Annotated in this window: 19 protein-coding genes; 7 read left to right on the top strand and 12 right to left on the bottom strand. The window is 60.2% G+C overall.

The annotated features are described in order from the left end of the window. Positions 1–240 precede the first annotated feature (240 nt). Positions 241–1911 (top strand): BCCT family transporter, encoded by a 1671-nt coding sequence (locus BVH74_RS02485; protein WP_080048550.1) that lies wholly within the window; start codon positions 241–243, stop codon positions 1909–1911. A 33-nt stretch (positions 1912–1944) separates the two neighbouring features. Here the strand turns inward: BVH74_RS02485 and BVH74_RS02480 are convergent, their stop codons facing one another. Both BVH74_RS02480 and BVH74_RS02475 read right to left on the bottom strand, forming a co-directional pair. After that, entirely contained in the window at positions 1945–2658 is a 714-nt protein-coding gene (locus BVH74_RS02480; RefSeq protein WP_080048549.1) for a 3'-5' exonuclease, read from the bottom strand. Further along, positions 2655–4571 (bottom strand): DUF294 nucleotidyltransferase-like domain-containing protein, encoded by a 1917-nt coding sequence (locus BVH74_RS02475; protein WP_080048548.1) that lies wholly within the window; start codon positions 4569–4571, stop codon positions 2655–2657. The genes BVH74_RS02480 and BVH74_RS02475 overlap by 4 nt, the downstream gene beginning before the upstream one ends. Positions 4572–4658: 87 nt before the next feature. On the opposite strand from BVH74_RS02475, the gene BVH74_RS02470 reads away from it, so the two are divergent. From BVH74_RS02470 to BVH74_RS02455, 4 genes are all read left to right on the top strand, one after another. Next, a complete protein-coding gene (locus tag BVH74_RS02470; protein WP_119701894.1) occupies positions 4659–5435 on the top strand; it encodes an SIR2 family NAD-dependent protein deacylase in 777 nt (258 codons plus the stop codon). After that, positions 5428–5889: a GNAT family N-acetyltransferase gene (locus BVH74_RS02465; protein ID WP_080048547.1), complete on the top strand. Its 462-nt coding sequence runs from the start codon at positions 5428–5430 to the stop codon at positions 5887–5889. The genes BVH74_RS02470 and BVH74_RS02465 overlap by 8 nt, the downstream gene beginning before the upstream one ends. After that, complete coding sequence (locus BVH74_RS02460; RefSeq protein WP_080048546.1) at positions 5876–7165, top strand: flavin monoamine oxidase family protein; 1290 nt, start codon at positions 5876–5878, stop codon at positions 7163–7165. The genes BVH74_RS02465 and BVH74_RS02460 overlap by 14 nt, the downstream gene beginning before the upstream one ends. A gap of 76 nt (positions 7166–7241) precedes the next feature. Further along, on the top strand, positions 7242–8084 hold the full coding sequence (locus BVH74_RS02455) for an EamA family transporter (RefSeq protein WP_080051594.1): 843 nt from the start codon (positions 7242–7244) through the stop codon (positions 8082–8084). A gap of 43 nt (positions 8085–8127) precedes the next feature. Here the strand turns inward: BVH74_RS02455 and BVH74_RS02450 are convergent, their stop codons facing one another. The 10 genes from BVH74_RS02450 to BVH74_RS02405 all read right to left on the bottom strand — a co-directional run bounded on the left by BVH74_RS02450 (position 8128) and on the right by BVH74_RS02405 (position 18427). Then, positions 8128–9321 (bottom strand): MFS transporter, encoded by a 1194-nt coding sequence (locus tag BVH74_RS02450; protein WP_080048545.1) that lies wholly within the window; start codon positions 9319–9321, stop codon positions 8128–8130. A 438-nt stretch (positions 9322–9759) separates the two neighbouring features. Next, on the bottom strand, positions 9760–10518 hold the full coding sequence (locus tag BVH74_RS02445) for a cache domain-containing protein (protein WP_080048544.1): 759 nt from the start codon (positions 10516–10518) through the stop codon (positions 9760–9762). Between the two features lie 110 nt (positions 10519–10628). Continuing rightward, positions 10629–11378: a FadR/GntR family transcriptional regulator gene (locus BVH74_RS02440; RefSeq protein ID WP_080048543.1), complete on the bottom strand. Its 750-nt coding sequence runs from the start codon at positions 11376–11378 to the stop codon at positions 10629–10631. Between the two features lie 150 nt (positions 11379–11528). After that, complete coding sequence (locus BVH74_RS02435; protein ID WP_080048542.1) at positions 11529–12254, bottom strand: TorF family putative porin; 726 nt, start codon at positions 12252–12254, stop codon at positions 11529–11531. A gap of 81 nt (positions 12255–12335) precedes the next feature. Further along, positions 12336–13028, bottom strand: a complete 693-nt coding sequence (locus BVH74_RS02430) for a substrate-binding periplasmic protein (RefSeq protein WP_080048541.1) — start codon at positions 13026–13028, stop codon at positions 12336–12338. After that, a complete protein-coding gene (locus BVH74_RS02425) occupies positions 13025–14401 on the bottom strand; it encodes a glutamine synthetase family protein (RefSeq protein ID WP_080048540.1) in 1377 nt (458 codons plus the stop codon). Before BVH74_RS02425 ends, BVH74_RS02430 begins: the two co-directional genes overlap by 4 nt. A 306-nt stretch (positions 14402–14707) precedes the next feature. After that, on the bottom strand, positions 14708–15436 hold the full coding sequence (locus tag BVH74_RS02420; RefSeq protein WP_177344504.1) for a type 1 glutamine amidotransferase: 729 nt from the start codon (positions 15434–15436) through the stop codon (positions 14708–14710). Positions 15437–15483: 47 nt separating this feature from the next. After that, positions 15484–15924 (bottom strand): flavodoxin domain-containing protein, encoded by a 441-nt coding sequence (locus BVH74_RS02415; RefSeq protein ID WP_080048539.1) that lies wholly within the window; start codon positions 15922–15924, stop codon positions 15484–15486. Then, positions 15921–17210, bottom strand: coding sequence for an FAD-dependent oxidoreductase (locus BVH74_RS02410; protein WP_080048538.1), 1290 nt, complete (start codon positions 17208–17210; stop codon positions 15921–15923). The genes BVH74_RS02415 and BVH74_RS02410 overlap by 4 nt, the downstream gene beginning before the upstream one ends. Beyond that, the gene (locus BVH74_RS02405) at positions 17207–18427 is read right to left on the bottom strand and encodes a cytochrome P450 (protein WP_155121686.1); all 1221 of its coding nucleotides are present in this window, start codon (positions 18425–18427) and stop codon (positions 17207–17209) included. The genes BVH74_RS02410 and BVH74_RS02405 overlap by 4 nt, the downstream gene beginning before the upstream one ends. 283 nt (positions 18428–18710) lie before the next feature. On the opposite strand from BVH74_RS02405, the gene BVH74_RS02400 reads away from it, so the two are divergent. Further along, a complete protein-coding gene (locus tag BVH74_RS02400) occupies positions 18711–19394 on the top strand; it encodes a type 1 glutamine amidotransferase (RefSeq protein ID WP_080048537.1) in 684 nt (227 codons plus the stop codon). Between the two features lie 30 nt (positions 19395–19424). After that, positions 19425–20921, top strand: a complete 1497-nt coding sequence (locus tag BVH74_RS02395) for an aldehyde dehydrogenase (protein WP_080048536.1) — start codon at positions 19425–19427, stop codon at positions 20919–20921. Positions 20922–20929: the final 8 nt, after the last annotated feature.

Here is a 20929-nt window from a genome sequence, read left to right as displayed (position 1 = left end):
CGCTCTGCTTGATTATCAACAAGGCCTTGATTTCCCTTGATTACGTTTTTCGGGTTATCATTGCACGTTGATTGAAAAATATTATCAAAATGCGACGCTAGGAAAACACCATGGCTTTGGCCTGGGTATCCCGAAGTCTGCACCTCAATGCCCATATGGGCGCTCAGGGCGCCGCCGTCAGGCGATGCCGCGTTGTTTGTGTGTGCCTGTGTGGCCACGGACCTCAATGGAGTAATTCAGATGGGAAGCCAACCCTTGAATGAAACCGCCGCTGTGAACGAGACGCCCAGTCTCGATGGCATTCCGGCCCCGAGCGGGGATGCCAATCTGATCGACACCGACTATGTGGTGGGTCAGGACAACTTCTCCGGCAAGATCACCATTGCGCTCGATATCCACGGCAAGGTCTTTCTGATCTCGGCCCTGACGGTGCTGCTGTTCGTGGTTTTGACGCTGGCTTTGCAAAGCGAAGCGGCAGAATTGTTTACCAGCCTGCGTGGCTGGCTGACCAGCAAGCTGGCCTGGTTTTTCCTGGGGGCGGCGAACATTTTCGTGATTCTGTGTCTGGCGTTGATTGTTTCACCGCTAGGCAAGGTGCGTCTGGGCGGGCTGGATGCACGGCCGGATTACTCTTATCTGGGCTGGTTCTCGATGCTGTTTGCTGCCGGTATGGGCATTGGCCTGATGTTCTATGGCGTATCCGAGCCGATGTCGCATTACTCCGCTGCCGTCGGTGGAGTGTCGGTTGGCGCTGATGGACTGCGTAGCGACTGGGCACCACTGGCCGCTGCGGCCGGCGATAGTGAAGAGGCCCTAAGGCTTGGTATGGCGGCGACTATCTTCCACTGGGGCCTGCACCCCTGGGCAATTTATGCGGTGGTGGCGCTGGCGCTGGCGTTGTTTTCGTTCAACAAGGGTTTGCCGTTGAGCGTGCGCTCGATCTTTTACCCGGTGCTGGGTGAGCGGGTCTGGGGCTGGCCTGGTCATGTGGTAGATATTCTTGCGGTATTTGCCACTCTGTTTGGCCTGGTCACCTCGCTGGGATTGGGTGCCCAGCAGGCGGCGGCGGGTCTGAGTCATCTGTTCGGTATTCCGAGCGGTGATCTGACCATGGTGTTGCTGATCATCGGCATCACAGCGATAGCATTGCTCTCAGTATTGGCAGGCCTGGAAAAGGGCGTGCAGCGGCTGTCGAAAATCAATATGGGACTGGCGGTGTTGTTGCTGCTGTTCGTGATTGTGGTGGGGCCGACACTGGCGATTTTGAGCGGGTTCTTCAGCAACCTTGGGGCCTATCTGGTCAACCTGCCGGCGCTGTCCAATCCGATTGGACGCGAAGATGCCAACTTCAGTCAGGGCTGGACCGCCTTCTACTGGGCTTGGTGGATCAGTTGGTCACCGTTTGTCGGCATGTTCATCGCGCGGGTCAGCCGTGGCCGGACCGTGCGTGAGTTTCTGATTGCCGTACTGCTTGTGCCGTCGCTGGTGTCGGTACTGTGGATGACCGCCTTTGGCGGCACGGCGATCAGTCAGTTGCTGGGCGATGGCTTCACTGGTGTGCAGGAGGCAGCGCTGGAGTTGCAGTTGTTCGCCATGCTTAGTCAACTGCCGCTGACCGAATTGACCTCGTTTATCGGTATCGTGCTGGTCATCGTATTCTTCATCACTTCGTCTGATTCCGGCTCATTGGTGATCGACACCATCACGGCTGGTGGCAAGGTCAATGCGCCGGTGCCGCAACGGGTATTCTGGGTTGTGATCGAGGGGGTGCTGGCCATTGCCCTGCTGCTGGGCGGCGGCCTGGTGGCATTGCAGGCGATGGCGGTATCTACTGGTTTGCCGTTTACTCTGGTGCTGCTGGTTGGCTGTATTGCCATTATCAAGGGACTATTGAGTGAGCCAAGGCGCTGAAGGATCCCCACGCCCTGCTGGACAGGGCGTGGGTTAGCACCAAAGCCGGCTGACGGGCAGCTGCGGGTCGAAATGGGTGGCTATCTGCGCCTGAAACAGTTCGGCGGTAGCGATAGCGTCGGTCAGGGCATGGTGGGACTGATATAGCGGCAGGGCATAACGGCTGCGGCTGTCTGCCAGGCGGATCGAGATCGGCTGCTTGCCCAGCAGGCGCAGCAGCCAGCCGGGTTGGCGCTGCGGGTGCAGTTCAGCCTCGATAGCCATAGTGTCAATCAGCGGAAACTGCCAGCCTTCGCCCAGTTCGCGGCGCAGGGCTTGATCGAGAAAACCGCGCTCTATAGGGCGGTAGTGCACTACTACCAGCTTGCCAGCCAGGCGTTCCAGTAACTCGCTCAGTACCGCCTTTAGTGGCGGTGCCTGCTCGATTTCCGAGTGGGTGATGCGATGGAAGGCAATCGATTCGGGATGTAGCGAAGTGCTGGGGCGCACCACCTGATACCAGCTCTGACTGCAACGGATGCGCTGCAGGTCGAAGGGCACCAGGCCCAGGCTGACAATGGCGTGGCGCTTGGGGTCCAGGCCAGTGGTTTCGATGTCCAGGGCGACCATCGGTAGCTGCTCCAGTGGGCAGTCGGCGGCCGGGCAGCCGGCTCGATAGAAGGAGGCCAGGCGTGGATCGCGGCTGCTGGCGGCCAGGTTGGCCAGGCGCCTGGGCCAATCGAGCAGTTGCTCTGGCTGGGCGCTCATAACGGTCGGGTCGCCTGCAGAGCCGGGTAGCGGAAGCGAAGGAATTTCTGGGCGTTGCTCAGCACCTGGAAGGCTTCCTTGAGGCTGTGACGTTCGGCGGTGGAGACTTTCTCCGGTTCGATGTTGTTGTCTGGCTCGCGCCCGGCTTCGATATCCATGGCCTGATGGCGGATGCGCACGATCGACAGAAACTCCAGGGCATAGCGCAGTTTATCGAGGGCCTCGGGCGGCATCAGTTTGGTGGCGGCGATGGCGTCTAAACGCTCGAACGAGTTCTGCGCCTTGGAGCCGCAGGCCAGTGCATGGACCCGGATCAGGTCGGTCAAGGGGGCGGTGCCGCGACGCTTGAGGTTGATGATGTTGTTTTGTTCGCCATCCTTTTCCATCACGAAGGTTCGGAACAGACCCAACGGTGGGGTCCGGTTCAGGGCATTGCGTGCCATCAGGGCAATGAACGGTTCGTTGCGACTGGCCTTTTCCGCGATCAGGTCCTTGAGCTGTTCGGCCAGTTCTGCCTCGCCCCAGACGCTGTCCAAGTCAAAGAAGATGTTGCTGTTGAGCAGGGTCTGCGGGTTCGGCCGCTCGATCCAGTCGCTGAAATACTGTTTCCACACTGCCAGCGGTTGGCGCCATTTGGGGTTGGTGGCCATGATGCCGCCCTTGCAGTAGCTGTAACCGCAGGCGGCCAGACCATCGCTGACGAAACTGGCGAGCTTGAAAAAGTAGGCGTCATGTTCGACCGGGTCGAAACTGTCGTCAAGGATCAGGGCGTTGTCCTGGTCGGTGACTATCAGTTGCTCGTCGCGGGCCATCGAGCCGAGAGCGAGGAAGCAGTAAGGCACTGGCGGCGGGCCAAGCTGGTCCTCGGCCAACTCAACCAGGCGCTGAATGAAGCCGCGGCCGATGCTCGACATCGCGCAGCCGATCATGTGGGCGTTGGCCTCGTCACCGACCATTCGCACGAAGGTGGCGCGCACATCCGGCAATAGGTTTTGCAGTTCGTCGACTGATTGCTTGTTGAAGATGTTGCTGACCAGATACAGGCTACTCTGCGATTCGTAGCGGATGATGTCTGATAGATTGATCACTCCGATCGGCCGACGCCGATGCAGGATCGGCAGGTGGTGGATGTTGTTGCGCAGCATGCACAGCATGGCCTCGAACACTGAATCGTCGGCTTGTACGGTGATCGGGTTGGGTGACATGACCGCACTCAGCGGGGTTTCAGGTGGCAGGGCTTGGGCAACTACCCGGGTACGAAAGTCGCGGTCGGTGAGAATGCCGACCATCACCTGATGCTGCTGATCAGCCACTGGCACCCGCTCTGGATCGGGCCAGCCGGCATCCGGGTCGATCACTACCAGTGAAGAAACGGATTGTTCGCTCATAAGTTGCGCGGCCTGGCGGATGCTGGCATTGCGCGACAGGGTAACCGGTAGCCGGTTGATCAGCTTGCGAACCTTGACCTTCATCAGTTCGCTGGCCTTGCCCTGCAGCGCCACCGCCGACTTAAGCCGTGACTCGCCCTCCAGTTCGACAAAGTCGGAGAAATTGTCGAACTGCTCGCACAGTTCACGGAACAGCCGGTCGGGGATGAAATAAATCAGGGTATCCTCGATCGCGCGTACCGGGTAACGGACCCGGTGGCCACGCAGCAGGCCGAAGTGGCCGAAGAAGTCACCCTCACCCAGGCGGTTGTAGAGTTCACCGTTACGTCGGTGCACTTCGACGGCGCCGCTGCGGATGAAGTACAGGTCGTGAATGCTCTGGTCGTAGACCAGAATATCGCTATCAGCCTTGAAGTAGCCGATCTCGACCTGACGCGCGATTTCGTCAAGGGTGTCGGATGGCAGTTCATCGAACGGAGGGAAACGGCTGATGTGGTCGCGGATCTCGATCAGTTCAACCTGCATGGGTTCTCCCGGCGGCTCTGCGGTATGCTCGTACAGTGTAATGGTTATTGGTCGTCGGCTTAAACCGGCCAGCAGCGAGGTGAACGGATGATGGGGCAGGCAATGGACCCGGATTGGCTGGCGGCCATGCGTCGGGTGCGTCGAGCGGTGGTGTTCACTGGAGCAGGGGTTTCGGCTGAAAGTGGGATCGCAACCTTTCGAGATGCGCTGAGCGGACTGTGGGCGCGTTACGATCCAGCCAGCATGGCTACGGCCGAGGCCTTTGCCGCTGAGCCGGATCTGGTCTGGGGCTGGTACCAGTGGCGCCTGCGACAGGTCGCCGAGGCCCAGCCCAACCCGGCCCATCGGGCGATTGCAGCACTGGCGACGCGGGTCGAGCAGTTGACTGTGGTGACCCAGAATGTCGATGATCTGCATGAACGGGCCGGCAGCCGCGATGTTATTCATCTGCATGGCAGCCTCAGTGCTACCCGCTGCTTCGACTGTGCCCGGCCTCATCCGTTGTCGAATGACGTGCTGGCCGAGGTGGTGGAAGGGCAGCGGATCAGTCCGCCACAGTGCGGGTTCTGTGGGGGCTGGATTCGTCCCGGGGTGGTGTGGTTTGGCGAGATGCTGCCGGACGGCGCCTTCGAGCAGGCGCTGGATGCTGCTGGCAAATGCGACCTGCTGCTGGCGGTCGGCACTTCCGGGCAGGTCTATCCGGCAGCTCATATTCCCCAGCACGCCCTGGCCTCCGGTGCCTGGCTGGTGCACGTTAACCCTGACTCAATCGCGCCGCGGGCCGAGCGCGAGCGGTCACTGCAGGGACCGGCGGGGCACTGGCTGCCGCAGTTGCTGGAACTGATTGGGGGTGTCGATGATTGAACTGCACTGGTTGCGCGAGCATATGCAGCACTGCCCGACGCTGGCCGCCTGGCTGCATGCACAGTTTGATTATGAGTTTGCCAGCCAGAGCCTGACGGACTGGCAGCAGGAGTTCGCCGCCGGCCAGCTCAACGGTGACTGGCCAGCACTGGTGGCGCTTGAGGGCGAGCGGTTGCTGGGTGGCGCGGCCTTGGCGCGGGATGATCTGCCCGAGCGGCCAGAGCTGGGGCCCTGGTTGGCATGCGTCTATGTGCAGCCTCAGGTTCGAGGTCAGGGCCTGGCCGAACGGCTGATCGAGGCGATCATGGCCGAGGCACGCCGCCAGGGCTATCAACGGATTTACCTGCACACCCATGACCGGCGCGACTATTACGTCCGGCGCGGCTGGCAGGTTATGGAGCAATTTCAGGCCTGGCGGGGCGATAACTGGTTGATGCAACGTGAATTATTCTGAGCCCAGGTTCCCTCGACCACGGATTCTCGGGGTGCTGAGTACCGATTGGAACCGTAACCCGGATTTTGCCGGGGTGTATTCGTACCTGCGTCCCGGCGGCACGCCGGCTGATCGGGAGCGGCTGGCTGGCGAGATCGCGCCGCGGCTCTGGCTGGCCGGTGAATACACATGGGCGGCCGGGCCGGGCACCTTGCATGGCGCTTTCTTCAGTGGCGAGCGGGCGGCCCGGCAGGTGCTTGCCAGTGGTCTGGCCGGGCCTGCTTCGGTGCTGGTTATCGGTGCCGGTCTGGCTGGGCTGGCGGCGGCGCGCAGCTTGCACCGGGCTGGTGTGGCGGTTCGCCTGCTGGAGGCTGGCCCGCACGCCGGAGGGCGGGCCCGCTGTGATAGCCGTCTGGGCATGCCGCTGCCGTTGGGCGGCGCCTGGTTGCATGGCGAGCAGGGTCACCCCCTGGCAGAGCGGGTGAGCTATATCGCTTCTGGATCCTGGGATTATGCCAATACCTATATCCTGGGCCAGGGCCGGCTGGAGCCTCTCCTGTACGAGCGCTTGCAGGCACGGTTGGCTGGCATTGAGCAGCAACTGGATCAACAGCCGTCAGCGGCTGATACCTGTTTGCGAGACAGTCTGACGGCCATTGATCTGGCCGATTGTGATCGGGTCGAGCGGCTGGTGTTGAACAGTTGGTTGCGTCTGGAATATGCCAGCCTGGTTTCGGCCCCCTTGGCTGATCTGAGTACCCGGCACCGGGCCGAGGATTTCCATTTGGCGGGGAGCAACCAACTGATTACCGGTGGGCTGTCCGAGTTTGTCAGCGAGCTGGCCGCAGGGCTGGATATTCGCTTCGGCCAGCGGGCACTGCAGTTGGAGTCGGCTCAGCGGCAATGGCTGGTCCATTGCGAGCAGGGTGAGGTTTGGTCGGCCGATGCGGTGATTGTCGCCACGGCAGTGGGCCCGGTGCGGGACCAGCGCCTGCGCATTCAGCCGGAGTTGCCGGCCCCGGTACGCCAGGCGCTGAGGCGGATCGGTTCGGGCTGTGTCAGTAAGACCTTCTTTCATTGCGAACGTCAAGCCTGGCCGGCAGGACGGGGGTTCATGCTGGCTGCCGAAGAGCCGCCAGTGTTTGACTCGCTGGTGGATGTCAGTGATGTAGCTGGTGCCCCTATGTTGTGCGGCTTTGCCAGTGGCGAGCAGGCGCTACGGGTGGAAGTTATGTCCGATGCAGAGCGCTGTCAGGCGTTGGAGCAACTCATGACTGAGGCGGGCATCTGGTCTTAGCCTAAAGAGGGATTGAGCGCTGCTGACCGACTGGTTAGGGTCGGGGCTTTGCTGGCCGGAGTAGCCAATGCCTGTCTTGTCCTATCGCACCCTGCTGTTGACCGCCCTGGCCATGCTGGCGTTTGCCGGCAACTCGCTGCTGTGCCGCCTGGCACTACGTGATACGGCCATCGACCCCGCCAGTTTTACCGCCCTGCGACTGGCTTCCGGGGCCGTGATTTTGCTGCTGTTGCTGCGTTTTGGCAGCGGCCGGATGGCGCTCCAGGGCAACTGGTCTGGGGCCTTGGCCTTGTTCGTCTATGCTGGGGCGTTCTCGTTGGCCTATCTGCATCTGGATGCCGGGGTCGGTGCGCTGATTCTGTTCGGTTCGGTACAGCTTGGCATGAGTGGCTGGGGGCTGCTCAAGGGCGAGCGGCTGACCCGATTGCAGGCTGCGGGATTGACGTTGGCGGCGCTGGGACTAGGGCTGTGGCTGTTGCCCGGCAGCAGTGCGCCAGCGTTGTCGGGCACCCTGCTGATGGTACTGGCCGGGCTGGCCTGGGCTTGCTACTCATTGATTGGTCGGCGCGCTGGCGATCCGCTGGCGAGCACCGCCGGTAACTTTCTCCGCGCCACTCCGTTAGGGGTGTTGATGCTGTTGGCCTTTGCCGGGAGTTGGCAGGTCGATGGGCTGGGGCTGTTGTACGCGCTGTTGTCAGGGGCGCTGACCTCGGGGCTGGGTTATGCGCTGTGGTATGCCGCGCTCAAGGGCCTGAGTGCCATCCAGGGTGCCAGTGTGCAGCTCAGCGTACCGGTCATCGCCGCATTGCTTGGCAGTCTGCTGCTGGCGGAAAGCCTCAGCTTGCGTTTGCTGCTGGTATCGGCCATGACTCTGGGCGGGATTGGTTTGGTGTTGTGGGGACAGGCCCGGCGCTATTAGCCGGTAGCTCGGTGCCGGGGAAGACACCGAGCTCTTTGTTGGCTCAGCCTGCTGCAGCGGCCAGAGCCGCGCTGTGGCGCTCCTTGGCACGGGCCAGTGGCACCGAGACAGCCAGCAGAGTAAGGATGACCGTAACAGCAATAGCCCAACCGGTCAGGGTATAGCCTCCAATCGAGATCAGCATGCCGGAGATAGCCGGGCCTACCGCGATACCCAGGGTTAGGAAGCTGCCGCAGGCGGCGACCACCCGGCCTTCTCGATCGAGCGAGGCGGCCAGTGCAGTCAGGTAGGCCAGGGTGTAGAAATAGGTGGCTGCAATCATCATCACCGCGATGGTGTACATGGTTTTCGAGGCTTCACCCAAAACATACCCGAGACTCGATGCGCCACACAGCAGGATACCGATGATCACCGGGGTACTCATGCCGAAGCGCTTGCCGATGATTGCCGCCAGCAGCGGCCCGATCAGGCCGACAAAGGCCTGCAGCGAGAACAGCATGCCTAGGGTTTCACCGTCGTAGCCGACCCGTACACCGACCTGCTCGACGAACGCCCAGCCCATGGTGTCACGGGTTGAGAACAAAAACATGGCGGCCATCATGCAGATTGCTACGGTGGACAGCAGCTTGCTGTTGGGGGCGTGATGGTGATGAGTGTGATGCTCGACACTGGCCCGTTGCGGCATCTTCAGGATCAGCACAGCCATCACTCCCTGGGTTATGGCCATTGCGTAGTACAGTCCAGCCAGACCGCTGCTGGCCATAGCGCTGGCAAAGGCCAGCATTACTACGATCATCAAAGCAACGAACAGAACGTTCATGTAGCCTGCAACGTTGTCCGGGTCGCGGGCGCTGGAGACGCAAGCGTTGCCGCAGGCTAGTGCCAAGCCGGCGCCAATACCGGCAACGCAACGCAAAGCGGTGAGCAGATAGGCATCGGTGATGCTTGCCGAGATCAGATTGGCGGTAATAGCAATGCTGGCGCCAATCAGGGCAATGGTCTTGCGTGGTGCTCGACCCATGATTGGGGCTATGAATAGTGAGGCGAGCATGGTGAAGATGAATTCGGCCGACAATAGAAAGCCTGCCTGGGCTTCATCCAGACCCAGGTCGCTCATCACGGCGCTGATCAGAAACGGCAAGGCTAGCAAGGCCAGCAGGCCGACCCCGTAAGCGGCGGCGAAGGCGGAAAACACCAGGCTCCAGCTTTCTGGCATAAAGTGACGCAGATTTTTCATGGGAAGTCCTCTCAAGCAATGGTCCTGAAGGGCGCTGGGCAGGCATAACCAGTACTCGATCCGAGCGGCGGTACCGGTTTTCCTGCGCCTGTTGGCGCGCTCCATAGGCGGTTTTGTCTTCTGTGGTCTGGCCTATCGGTGGTGTGAACCCGTGCCGGCCTGAGGCGGTCCGCGTGGGTCTGCTTTATTACAAGCACGGCTCGTGCCATATTTCATATGAGTTTAAATGTATTTGTTTTTGTGACTCTAATGCGCTTCTAAGCCCTCTGGCGTGGGGAGATACTGCCCCGGGTTTGTGCGTGATGGTATGGATTTGCCCCACGATGGGGTCAGAGGCGGCAGAAGCGGTTGTTACAGAGTGTAACCTTAATAAGCTGATGTAATACTTTATGGTAACAACGGTAGCACTAAGCTACCGTTGATTGGCCGGTGAGGAACTCAGGCGGCGCCCGCTAACTGACGGATACAGGGACGCTGGACCAGTGCCCAGTGTGAAGCCTGCTCACCCAGGTCAACGACCGTGCAGTGATTTTCGCTACGCGACATGGCATGCCGGGCCAGCTCGCCGGCAGTCCAGTTTGCAGTGTTGGCTGCTACTACCCGGCCTTCATCGGTGACAATGAAGGCTTCATGGCTCATTTTCAGCAGCCCAGAGACCAGAATGCGCTCGAAGCGACCGAGGGCGATATCGGCCCCGGCAATGCCGATGAAGCGCCCGTCGACATTCAGCGGCTGGGCGAAGGTAAGAATATAGGTGTCCTGCCCGTAGAGGTCGATATAGGGGCCGATGACAACCCGCTGGCCAGTACTGCGCGGGCGGGTGAACCAGGGCATGTCGCGGTAATTGTAGTAGCTGTCACTGCTGCGGTTGAAGTTCAGATCCAGTGGGGCGATGCGACCGTTGGTGGTCAGGTGTCGCCACTCGCAGTACATCTCCCGATCCTGTAGCACGTTAGGTTCAAGCACCACTCCTGTACCTTGCAGGCAACTTCTGGGGGCTGCCAGATGGCTATCGATCAGTGGTCGCAGGGACTTCAGGTCGCGTGCTGCAGGTGCCTTGCCGGGTGAGCCTTGCTGCTGCCAGATGGCACAGACTTCTCGGGCCAGGATGTCGATCTGGGCGAAGATGTTACTGATGGAAACGTCGATCCGTGAGATGCAGTCCTGCAGTTCGCGGTTGAGTGCGTCTTCGGCCATGGCCTTAACCCTCGCTGTGCCTGACCTAGTGAGGTTTCCCGAGGAAATAACGGGATCAGGCGGGAGATTTTTGATGTTGGTCAAAAAATAGCAGGCAAGGGTTATGCCAATCATTCAGTCTCAGAGGATAAAAGCTCCAGTTTGAGGCTGATCAGGCGCTTGATGCCCCGGTTGACGTGTGCTTCAGCCAAGGCTCCAGCCAGCGTTGAATCGCCGCTGATGATGGCATCCAGAATGGCCTGATGTTCCTGTTGCACTGTTTCGGGGTTTGGTGTTGAAGCTGATGGCAGCCACAGAAGCTCACCGACTTCCGCCTGTAGGCGAATTTCCGCATGGGTCAGGCGCACCGATTGCGAGGCTGCAGCCACCTCAATATGAAAGCGAGCATCGGCCCGGCGCCGCTCGCGCCGGCTTTGGGCTTCGCCCAAGGCCGCGATGTAGTGAGCCAGGTGTTGGTGGTGCTCTTCGGTGCCGCGTTTGGCTGCCAGGCGTGCGGCGGTACCGGCGATGGCAACGTGTTCATCACCGAGGTCGCGCAGTTCGATGGTGCTGAGTTCGTTGAGTTGGTCGAGCAGTATGTCGGCGGGAATTTCTACCGAATTACAGACGAAGCTGCCGCCGTTGCGGCCGCGTCGGGTTTCTATCACACCGCGTTGCCGCAGATAGGCTAAGGCCTCGCGCAGGGTGACTGTGGCGACGCCGAACTGCATGGCCAGCTCGCTTTCGCTGGGCAGTTGCTGGCCTTCGGAATACAGGCCCAGATCAATGGCTTCCATCAGGCGTCGAACAACCTCTTCAGTTCGACCTTCCTGACGAAGGCGCATGAAGGAACCAGCGTTGGGAGTGGATTTTCCGTTCATGGTGCGTGCAGCCTTGTGTGATCATCCTGCCCGAAGGGCTCAGACAGATCCATCTGTGTCTTCGGATGGAATGCAGTCTATCAGAGTTGCCGCACCAGGGCTGCACGCTTATGGTCCGCCCTGGTGCGGCGGACCACAGGCACTGCTGGTTTAGAGGCCCTTGGATACCGACAAGGTCAGATTGCCGTTGCAATAGCGGCTCTTGCCGTACCAGGCGGCACAGGTCGAACCTTTGAGATTGGTGTCCGAGTACATCAGAGCCCACTCCAGTCCCAGCAGGGTTTTGCCCAGGGTTACGGCCCAGTCACGGTAGGTTTTGCCATTGTCGGCCGGCGGATTGAGCGGATCCTTGGTGTCTGTGTGTCCCATATGCAGCTCAAGGCCTAGATCATAGGGCAGCTCGAAGGCATAGCTGACATAGGTATACAGAGCGCTCTGGGGCTCATAAGCGTACTTGCTGCCGATGGTCAGGCCATGAAAGCTGAAGCTGGCCAGAATCTCATCGACACTGGCGGCACCGCCAGCCTTGGGATAGGTATAGGTCGCCCAGGCCAGGTCATAGCTGAGGTTGTCGCTGAGCTGGCCGGCGAAACCCAGGTAGTAGTCGATCTCGATGCTGGCGCCGAAGGTGTCGGCATCGACATTCGAGGCCCAGGCCCCGATGTAGAGCCCTGACTCATGGGCAAAGTCGAGGCTGCCCTGAATCGCGCCAGCTCCGGCGGTCTGTGACTGGCCGCGCCAGATATAGTCGCTGGCCAGGGTAACACTCATGCTGGCATCAATGCTGCCAAGTGGGGTGTCAAAGGACTCTGCACTAGCCGTGAGAGCGGTGCCGAAGATGAAGGCGGAGCACAGGCAGGTTGTTGTTTTTTTCATGGTCTCTCCTCGCGGGTGGGCGCGCCGGTCAGGCCCGGCGCGTGACAGTAAGGCCTGCCGGGCGGCAGGCCGGAATGAGCATCAGAACGGATAACTCAGGCTGGGCATCCATTTGTGCCAGAGGGCCTGCAGCTCACCGCTGCGCTTGACCTCGGCCAGGGCCTGGTTGACCGCCGTCAAGCGCTCGGGGGCCCCCTTGCGGACCGCAATGCCCCAGGCGTTGTTGCTGGGCACGGTGAATGCAATGGCCAGATCGACCTCTTCGGCCAGTGGCACTAGCGCGACGTCATCATCGACGAAGGCATCGATGCTGCCGGCCCGCAGAGCCTTGACCATATCGCCCAAGACGTCCTCGGAGTCACCGGCGAACGGCACCGTAATGCAGCCGTTGAAGGTTTCTGCCAGCGCCATATTGAGGCTGTTGGCGATGGCTCCGACGCGCTTGCCGATCAGATCCGTGGGACTGCTGATCGGGCTGCCGCGCAGCACCATGACGGCTTCATCAAAAACAGCGTAGGGCTCGCTGAAATCGGCCAGGCTTTTGCGGTACTCGGAGATTCCCTGACCGCAGAGCAGAATGTCGCCGGTCTCGGCTTCCAGGGCCGGATAGAAATCGGCCCAGTTCTGGTAGACAAAGCGGGTTTCCTGGCCGAGCTTGGTGCCCAGCAAGCGGGCGACATCGGACTCGTAGCCATGCCGGTAGCCGTCGGCGTCCTTCCAGAACAGCGGCGGAGCGGGCAGGTCGGCGCAAATCACACGGAAGGGAGGGCTCATGGCAGGTACTCCACATACATCTTGCGTTCCCAGTCGGTGACATAGGAACAGAACCGGGCCCACTCATCAGCCTTGAGGTCACGATAGAGCTGAGCCATATCGGCGGGCAGGGCAGTGCGGATCACTGGGTCCTGGTCGAAGGCCTGAATTGCGTCACCCAGGGTTTTCGGCAGGATCCGTGCAGGGTCAGGGGCGCTGGGGATGCTGTTGCTGTTGTCTGGAGCGCCGGGCTCGATTCGGTTTTCCAGGCCATCGCGCATGGCGGCCAGCAACAGGGCATGCGACAGATAGGGGTTTACACTGGCGTCGGGGATCTTGTATTCCAGTCGGCCGTTGGCCGACAGCCGAACGGTGCAGGTCTTGTTGTCCATACCCCAGTTGACGCAATTGGGGGCGAACAGCCCGGCATCCCAGTAGCGTTTGTAGGAGTTGACCGTCGAGGCCATGATCATCATCGAGCCGGGGGCGTGCTTGAGTACGCCACCGAGTGCATGCAGGCCGGTATCGGTCAGGTGCAGGTCGCGCCGGCCAGACTCAGCCAGCACGTTCTGGTTACCGCGCCAGAGGCTGAAGTTGTGGTGACAGCCGTTACCCATGCTGCCAGTGGTCGGCTTGGGCATGAAGCTGGCCTGAACGCCCATCTCGCGAGCGACCTGACGGCAGATCAGACGATAGGTCATCATTCGGTCGGCGGTCAGTTCGCAGTCATCGAACATCCAGTTCAATTCCAGTTGCCCGGGATCCTCGTAATCACCTTCGATCATGTCCAGCCCCATGGCGCTGGCGTATTCCATGACCTTCTTGAAGATTGGTCGCATCAGTTCCAGGTTGCCCAGATGGTAGGCCGGGCTTGCACCTGGGCGGACGTGTACTTCCAGATCCTTGCCCAGCCAGGACATTTCCGGCTCCAACCCGGTTTTCAGGGTCAGTCCGGTATCCTGGGTAAAGCGCCGATGGCTGTCGATCAGCAGGCTCCGCGGGTCGGTGGCCAGGGTCTGGCCGCCGATCTCCGGGCGGTGCTCCGGTTCGTACAGGCGGCAGAAGAACGCGCCGAGTGAACGATCCCAGGGCAGTACATTGAAGCTGCCTGCGTCGGGCATGGCGGTGAATTCGGCCGCCTGGGCGCCGCCGCCGAGCAGGACCCCTTCACGGGTACTTTGCAGGTCGGAGATCGCGGTGCGGTGGAACTGGACACCTTTGTCCAGATTGCGCAGCAGATGCTTGGCTGGAACTACTTTGGCGATGACCCGGCCGGTCAGTGTGACCACCTGATAGTACAGATACTCGACACCAGCATCACGAATACGCGCGGCCAGGTCTTCGGCAACTCCCGAGCTGGTGTTGTGTTCTCGATGCAGATCTAACGCTGTCATGTGAACTCTCCTTTGACGCCGGCATGGGCAAGGCGAATGCGGCGAATCATGTTGTGGGTCCTGCGCGGCTGTGAGCAGTGATGTGCGGCAGGAACAGTTTAAATTTAAAATATGGTTTTATAGTTTTCAATATAAATTTCGGGTTTTGTCGATTTTCTTCTGGATGTCCGCAGAATGGATTGATTTATATGGGATCTAAAAGAGGTGGGTGCGCAGCAGAGATAAAAAAGCCGGCCCCGATGAAGCGGGAGGCCGGCCAAGGAGAATAATTTGAGCTATTTAAAGATTCTGTCTAATAGGTTTAATCTAGGGTTGAGGTGCATGCTGGCGGAAGAACTGCGCGGCCCAGCGAGCAACGCGCTGGTTGTCGATGCACAGTTGTTGCAAAGACGTCAAAGCATGATCGGCAACCTCGGCACTGATCAGATTGCCGCTATAGCGCTCGGCTAGAGCGCTGACATAGTCCGGGTTGAATTCGGGATGGTATTGCACCGATAACGCTGGAAAACAGTAACCTAATACGCCGTTTGGGCAATGATCTGAGCCGCCCAGCACCTGGGCAGCGGGAGGCAGTTCGACAACCTGGTCCTGATGGAAGATCAGGTTGGCACCAGCTCCTGGCCCGTGCCCATTGTCCCGGTATGCTTGAGCTCCGACCCCCCAGCCCTGTTCGGCCTTGCGGGTGCGACCGCCGAAGGCGTCGGCCATTATCTGGTGACCAAAGCAGATACCGAACACTGGTTTACGTAGGGTTTTCAGCTGTTGCAGGAAGGTGATCAGTCGCTGCATCCAGTTAGCTTGCTCGTAAACACTGTGTTTGGAACCGGTCAGCAGATAGCCATCGAAGGCCTCGGGAGCTGGCAGCGGCTCTCCACGCACTACCGATACCTGGCTGAAACGGGCCTCGGGCAGGGCCGGGGACAACCACTGCTCGATCATGGTTGGGTAGGAAGCAAAGCGGGTTTGCAATTCCTCCGGTACCAAGCCGTTTTCGATAATGCATAGCTGCAAGGGGCGATTTTCGGTGTGACTCATAGTAGCTCAAGCCTCTGGTAGAAAAAGACGGACGCGGCTTTACGTGGTCAGAGTTCCGCCAGCGTCTGCTTGAGCCAGCTCAGGGCTATCTCGCCGGGCAACTCACCGCTGGAGGCATCATGCACACCTCGTTGACCGAATTCGCAGGCACCCAATGTGGCCAGCTTGTCGGCAATGATCTGACTTCCCCGATTGAAGGTTTCATAGAAACTGTCGCCCAGCCCGAACGTAGCAAAACGCACTCCAGTCAAGTCCGGAGCCTGGCTGTCCAGATGCTGGAAAAAGGGTTGGGCAGAATTGGGCAATTCGCCATCGCCGTAGGTTGAGCAGACCACGATTAGCACGTCATCGGTGGCTATTGTAGCCGGATCAAAGTGCGCCATGTCATGGCCGCTGGATTCAAAGTCCTGGCTCAGGGCATCGACCAGATCATCGGCGACCATTTCTGCGTTGCCGGTTTCGGTTCCGTAAATCACCAGTATCTTCATGGCTGCTGTTCTCCAGTCATTGTGGGGCGGGCAATCTCCAGCATGAGTGCCAGGTCGCTGATTTTTTGACGCAGGCGGTTGGCCGGAGCCTGGGAGGTCTCCTCGGCATCCAGGCGTTTCCAACCAGCGTAATCGGTACAGTGCTGCAACAGTCCTCTGGGTAGGGCATCAAGCCCGGGTTTGCCCAGTGGTAGTTGTTCAGCGTCACTGATGATGGTGTCGGCAACTCGCCGGGAGTCGAGCCGATTGTCCGGAATGGTGCCGTGTGGCCCACGCTTGAACCAGCCGGCGCAATACAGTCCAGGTTCAAGCCGGCCGTGAGCTGGATTAGCATGCTGGCCAGCCAGGTGGTGTTGACTCAAGGCTTGACCATCATGTTCGGCAAATCCGATTGCAGTGATGATGCTGTCGGCGGCTAGCTGCAGGGTCTCGTCACGGCTGGCGCTGGCCCGAAAGCGCATACCTTGAACCCGTCGCTCACCGTCGATCTGCTCAGGACTCCAGCCGAAGTGAAAGGCGATTGTGCGGCGCGGTGGCTGGCTGGGGGTGTGCTCAGCCAGCAAACGCAAGGCTTCGATCTTGGCCTGGGCCAGCCTGTCGTCACTGTCGCAGTGCAGATCCTTGGCCTGAATTTCAAAACGTACCTGCTGTAACTGAGCGAGTTCACGCAGCATGACCGGATCGAACTTGGCCTGATCAGGCGCGGAGCGGCCAACGATATCGATCCGCGCCAGCGGTTGGCGCTGAAAGTGGGCCAGCGTGCGGGCAGAAACCTCAGAGCCGCCGAATTCCTCTGCCGTTTTGCTGAGCAGACGCAGGACGTCGATGGCGACATTGCCGTTACCGATGATCAGGCAGCGCTGGCCCAGTTCGGGTTGGAAGCCGACTTCATCCGGGTGGTCGTTGAAGCGTCGGGTCAGGCGTCCGGCACCGTAGACACCGGGCAGTTGCTCACCGGGAATCCCCAACTGGCGGTCGGCATACAGGCCCGTTGCCAAGACTACGATATCGAAGGCGGCGCGCAGTGAGGCGAGCGGCAGATGCTGGCCAACCTCGAGGTTGCCAATAAAGTGAACTCCTTCACGCTCGAACAGCCGGTCGAACTGGCGAGTTACTGCTTTAGTGCCGGGGTGGTCAGGCGCCACCCCATAGCGTACCAGACCGTAGGGGACGGGCAGGCGGTCGAGCAGACATACCTGGCTGGCTGGCCAGTGCTTGCGCAGCGCCTGAGCCAGATAGCAGCCAGAGGGGCCACTGCCCACAATGGCAATGCTGGGCGAGTTCATGGCTGCGATACCGGATCAAACTGAATCGGCAGGCTGATTGGGCCGGTGTTGCCGCTGTCCGGCAACCATTCGGGGGTTCCCTTGTAGCGAGGATTCTTCATCCGTTGCGCCAGCAGCGCCAGGGCCACGGTCATGTCGCCGCGGGCGATGAAGTGGCCGATGCAATGGTGAGCGCCGGCACCAAAACCGAAGTGCGGGCAACGCTTGGCAGTGATGTCGAACTCGGGATTATTGAATGCTCGTGGGTCGGTGCCTGCGGCCTGGCTGAACAGATGCACGGTGGTACCCTGTTTGATTTCCAGGCCCTGATAACTGAAATCCTCCAGAGCCTCTCGGGTTACCCAGGTTACGGTCGGGCGTATCCGCATGACTTCTTCGACCGCCGCCCGGGCCAGTTCGGGATCATCGCCTAGCAAACGCCATTGTTCGGGGTGCTGGATGAAGGTATCCATGGCCAGTGCAATCTGGTTGCGGGTGGTATCGATGCCGCCGAAGATAGCCAACACGATCATGTCGTACAGCTCCTGATCGCTGAGCGCATTTTTGTCTTCCTCATTGGCACGTACCAGGCTGCTGAGAAAGTCCTCGCCCAGGCCTTGGCGCTTGAGGTTGGCTACCGCCTGTTCGGCATAACCAAACAGGCGGTCAGTGGCGGCGTTGATAATGGCTTCGTCACGCTTGAAGGTCACTCCCAGCGCCAGGCCCATATCCGAGGCAAGCTTGGCCAGAGCCTTCCATTCACTACGTGGTAGTCCGAGCAGGGTGCAGATGACCTGGGTGGCGTAGGGCTCTGAGAACTGTGAAACGAACTCACATTGACCGTCGGCTATGAAATCGCCGATCAGCTCGTTGGCGATTTCCTGAAATGCTGGGGTCAGGGCCTTGACCAGTTTTGGAGAAAAGGCCGGGTTGGCCAGACGCCGCAGGCGCGAATGATCGGCACCTTCCTTGCTCAACAGCATGCGCATCCACCAGTCGGAAAAGCTGCCGGTGGCGTTATTGTGAGCAGGCCAAGCATAACTGCCCTGGCGCAGACGTTGGTCGCGTAGCAGCTTGTTAACCTCGTCATAGCGCAGTACTGCAATGCCGTAGGGTGTGCGGGCGTACCAGCTCTTTTCCCGAGCGGCCAGCACCTCAGGCGAACGCATAGAGAATGCCGGGTTGGCCACATCCAGATAGGGTGCATCATCGGTTGACGACGGGATAGCGGTAGACATTCAACACCTCCGTTAACGGGTTCAGCCTGGTTGTTTGGTATGGCTGACCGTAGGTTTAGGGGTGGTGCCGAGGCTGGTTCAGGCACCAGAAAGTGATTTCAATTTAAAATATGGTTTTATATCTTTCAATAGCTGTTTTGCTTTTTACATGGATTTTTGCGGCTTTTTACCAAGATAGAGGCAGCGACCGGCTGGAGTCTGTTAAGAAATGCGCATCGCTATTGGCATGGTTTGAAATATAAGATATGGTTTCATAAGTTTTATTCGATGCCGGAGCCGTTCCATGAAAACTTCTCGTGCTGTAGCCATTCTCCACGCCCCCGGTGACGTTGCCGGGACGCTTCCCGAGCTGTTGGCTGAGCAGGGAATTGATCTGGAACTGCTCCAGGTCACTGATCCATTGCCGGCCCCGGAAACCCTCGATCTGCTGCTGGTGCTGGGCAGTCCTGAGTCGGCTTACGATCAGAGTTTGCCTTGGCTTGCTGCAGAGCTGGCCTGGTTGAAACGGGTCCAGGGATACGGAGTGCCTACCCTAGGGATTTGTTTTGGTAGTCAGATCCTGGCCCGGGCTCTGGGCGGGCAAGCTGTGCGCAATCGCCAAGCTGAGATCGGCTGGACTCCTTTGCAGTGTCTGGTCCGCGACGAGTGGCAACATCCTGGACCATGGCTGAATTTTCACTTCGATACCTTCCGGCTGCCGGCGACCGCCAGCTTGCTGGCTGAAACTGATCTGGCCCCGCAGGCGTTCCGCCAGGGACGGGCGCTGGGTGTGCAGTTCCACCCGGAAATCACTGTGTCGATGTTCGATACCTGGACCAATTACTGGCGAAGTAGTCCGCAAGGCCAGCAGTTTCTCGCCACCGCCGGTGATCTGCCCGAGCGCATGCGGGCCGAAATTGGTCTACGTGCGGCGGACAATAAGGACAACTGCCGGCGCCTGCTGGCGGACTTTCTTGAGCGTTTCTAACGCCTTAACCACTCCTCAGAGGTTAACTGCATGACCGGCATTACTCGTGAAACCTGGGAACAACGGGCCCGTGCCTGGCAGATTCAAGGTCAGGCCTTTATCAATGGTCAGTATCAGAACGCCGTCGGTGGCGAAACCTTCGACTGCCTCAGCCCGATCGACGGCCGGGTGCTGGCGCAGATCGCCAGCTGTGGTCAGAGCGATGCCGATCTGGCGGTGGCCAATGCCCGCGCCACCTTTGATTCCGGGGTCTGGTCACGCCTGGCGCCGACCCAGCGCAAGCAGGTGCTGATCCGCTTTGCCGAGCTGATCGAACAGCATGGTGAAGAGCTGGCCCTGCTGGAAACCCTGGACATGGGCAAGCCGATCAGCGACGCCCTGGCAGTGGACATCCCCGGTGCGGCGCGGGCGATCCGCTGGAGTGGCGAGGCGATCGACAAGATCTACGACGAAGTGGCGGCCACCGCCCACGATGAACTCGGGCTGGTCACCCGCGAGCCGGTCGGCGTGGTCGCCGCCATCGTGCCGTGGAACTTCCCGCTGCTGATGGCCTGCTGGAAACTCGGCCCGGCCCTGGCTACCGGCAACTCGGTGGTGCTCAAACCCTCGGAGAAATCGCCGCTGACTGCCATCCGCCTGGCCCAGATCGCCCTTGAGGCCGGCCTGCCGGCCGGGGTGCTGAATGTGCTGCCGGGTTTCGGTCATACCGTCGGCAAGGCTCTGGCCCTGCATATGGATGTCGATACTCTGGTGTTCACCGGCTCAACCCGGGTGGCCAAGCAACTGATGATCTATGCCGGCGAGTCGAACATGAAGCGGGTCTGGCTGGAAGCGGGTGGCAAGAGCCCGAACATCGTCTTCGCCGATGCCCCGGATCTGGACGCCGCGGCCCAGGCCGCTGCCGGTGCCATCGCCTTCAACCAGGGCGAGGTCTGCACTGCCGGCTCGCGGCTGCTGGTCGAAGCCTCAATCAAGGACGCCTTTGTCGAGAAGGTCGCCGCGGCGCTCAAGGCCCACTGGCAGCCGGGCAACCCGCTGGACCCGAACACCACGGTCGGCGCGCTGGTCGACACCAGCCAGATTGACACCGTGCTGCGTTATATCGAGGCCGGGCATGAGGATGGTGCACGGCTGGTCAGTGGCGGTCAGCGGGTGCTGGAGGAAACCGGCGGATTCTATGTCGAGCCGACCCTGTTCGACGGGGTGCGCAATGACATGCGTATCGCCCGCGAGGAAATCTTTGGCCCGGTGCTGTCGGTGCTCAGCTTCAAGGACTTCGATGAAGCCATTGCGATTGCCAACGACACCATCTACGGGCTGGCGGCGGCGGTCTGGACCCGCGACCTGTCCAAGGCCCACCGGGCAGCCAAGGCGCTGCGGGCCGGCAGTGTCTGGGTCAACCAGTACGACGGTGGTGACATGACCGCGCCGTTCGGCGGCTTCAAGCAGTCGGGCAACGGCCGTGACAAGTCGCTGCATGCGTTCGACAAGTACACCGAACTCAAGGCCACCTGGATCAAGTTGTGAGGTTTGCC

The organism is Halopseudomonas phragmitis, assembly GCF_002056295.1.
GTDB classification, from domain to species: Bacteria; Pseudomonadota; Gammaproteobacteria; order Pseudomonadales; family Pseudomonadaceae; genus Halopseudomonas; species Halopseudomonas phragmitis.
Note: the sequence above shows the minus strand (reverse complement) of the source record. Positions and strands in the feature narration are given on the sequence as shown.

Bases quoted from the DNA above. Each gene is read 5' to 3' on its own strand.
- BVH74_RS02485 (WP_080048550.1), top strand. From the start codon at position 241: ATGGGAAGCCAACCCTTGAATGAAACCGCCGCTGTGAACGAGACGCCC.
- BVH74_RS02475 (WP_080048548.1), bottom strand. From the start codon at position 4,571: ATGCAGGTTGAACTGATCGAGATCCGCGACCACATCAGCCGTTTCCCT.
- BVH74_RS02405 (WP_155121686.1), bottom strand. From the start codon at position 18,427: ATGTCTACCGCTATCCCGTCGTCAACCGATGATGCACCCTATCTGGAT.
- BVH74_RS02480 (WP_080048549.1), bottom strand. From the start codon at position 2,658: ATGAGCGCCCAGCCAGAGCAACTGCTCGATTGGCCCAGGCGCCTGGCC.
- BVH74_RS02465 (WP_080048547.1), top strand. From the start codon at position 5,428: ATGATTGAACTGCACTGGTTGCGCGAGCATATGCAGCACTGCCCGACG.
- BVH74_RS02435 (WP_080048542.1), bottom strand. From the start codon at position 12,254: ATGAAAAAAACAACAACCTGCCTGTGCTCCGCCTTCATCTTCGGCACC.
- BVH74_RS02450 (WP_080048545.1), bottom strand. From the start codon at position 9,321: ATGAAAAATCTGCGTCACTTTATGCCAGAAAGCTGGAGCCTGGTGTTT.
- BVH74_RS02430 (WP_080048541.1), bottom strand. From the start codon at position 13,028: ATGAGCCCTCCCTTCCGTGTGATTTGCGCCGACCTGCCCGCTCCGCCG.
- BVH74_RS02415 (WP_080048539.1), bottom strand. From the start codon at position 15,924: ATGAAGATACTGGTGATTTACGGAACCGAAACCGGCAACGCAGAAATG.
- BVH74_RS02425 (WP_080048540.1), bottom strand. From the start codon at position 14,401: ATGACAGCGTTAGATCTGCATCGAGAACACAACACCAGCTCGGGAGTT.
- BVH74_RS02445 (WP_080048544.1), bottom strand. From the start codon at position 10,518: ATGGCCGAAGACGCACTCAACCGCGAACTGCAGGACTGCATCTCACGG.
- BVH74_RS02440 (WP_080048543.1), bottom strand. From the start codon at position 11,378: ATGAACGGAAAATCCACTCCCAACGCTGGTTCCTTCATGCGCCTTCGT.
- BVH74_RS02410 (WP_080048538.1), bottom strand. From the start codon at position 17,210: ATGAACTCGCCCAGCATTGCCATTGTGGGCAGTGGCCCCTCTGGCTGC.
- BVH74_RS02470 (WP_119701894.1), top strand. From the start codon at position 4,659: ATGATGGGGCAGGCAATGGACCCGGATTGGCTGGCGGCCATGCGTCGG.
- BVH74_RS02395 (WP_080048536.1), top strand. From the start codon at position 19,425: ATGACCGGCATTACTCGTGAAACCTGGGAACAACGGGCCCGTGCCTGG.
- BVH74_RS02420 (WP_177344504.1), bottom strand. From the start codon at position 15,436: ATGAGTCACACCGAAAATCGCCCCTTGCAGCTATGCATTATCGAAAAC.
- BVH74_RS02400 (WP_080048537.1), top strand. From the start codon at position 18,711: ATGAAAACTTCTCGTGCTGTAGCCATTCTCCACGCCCCCGGTGACGTT.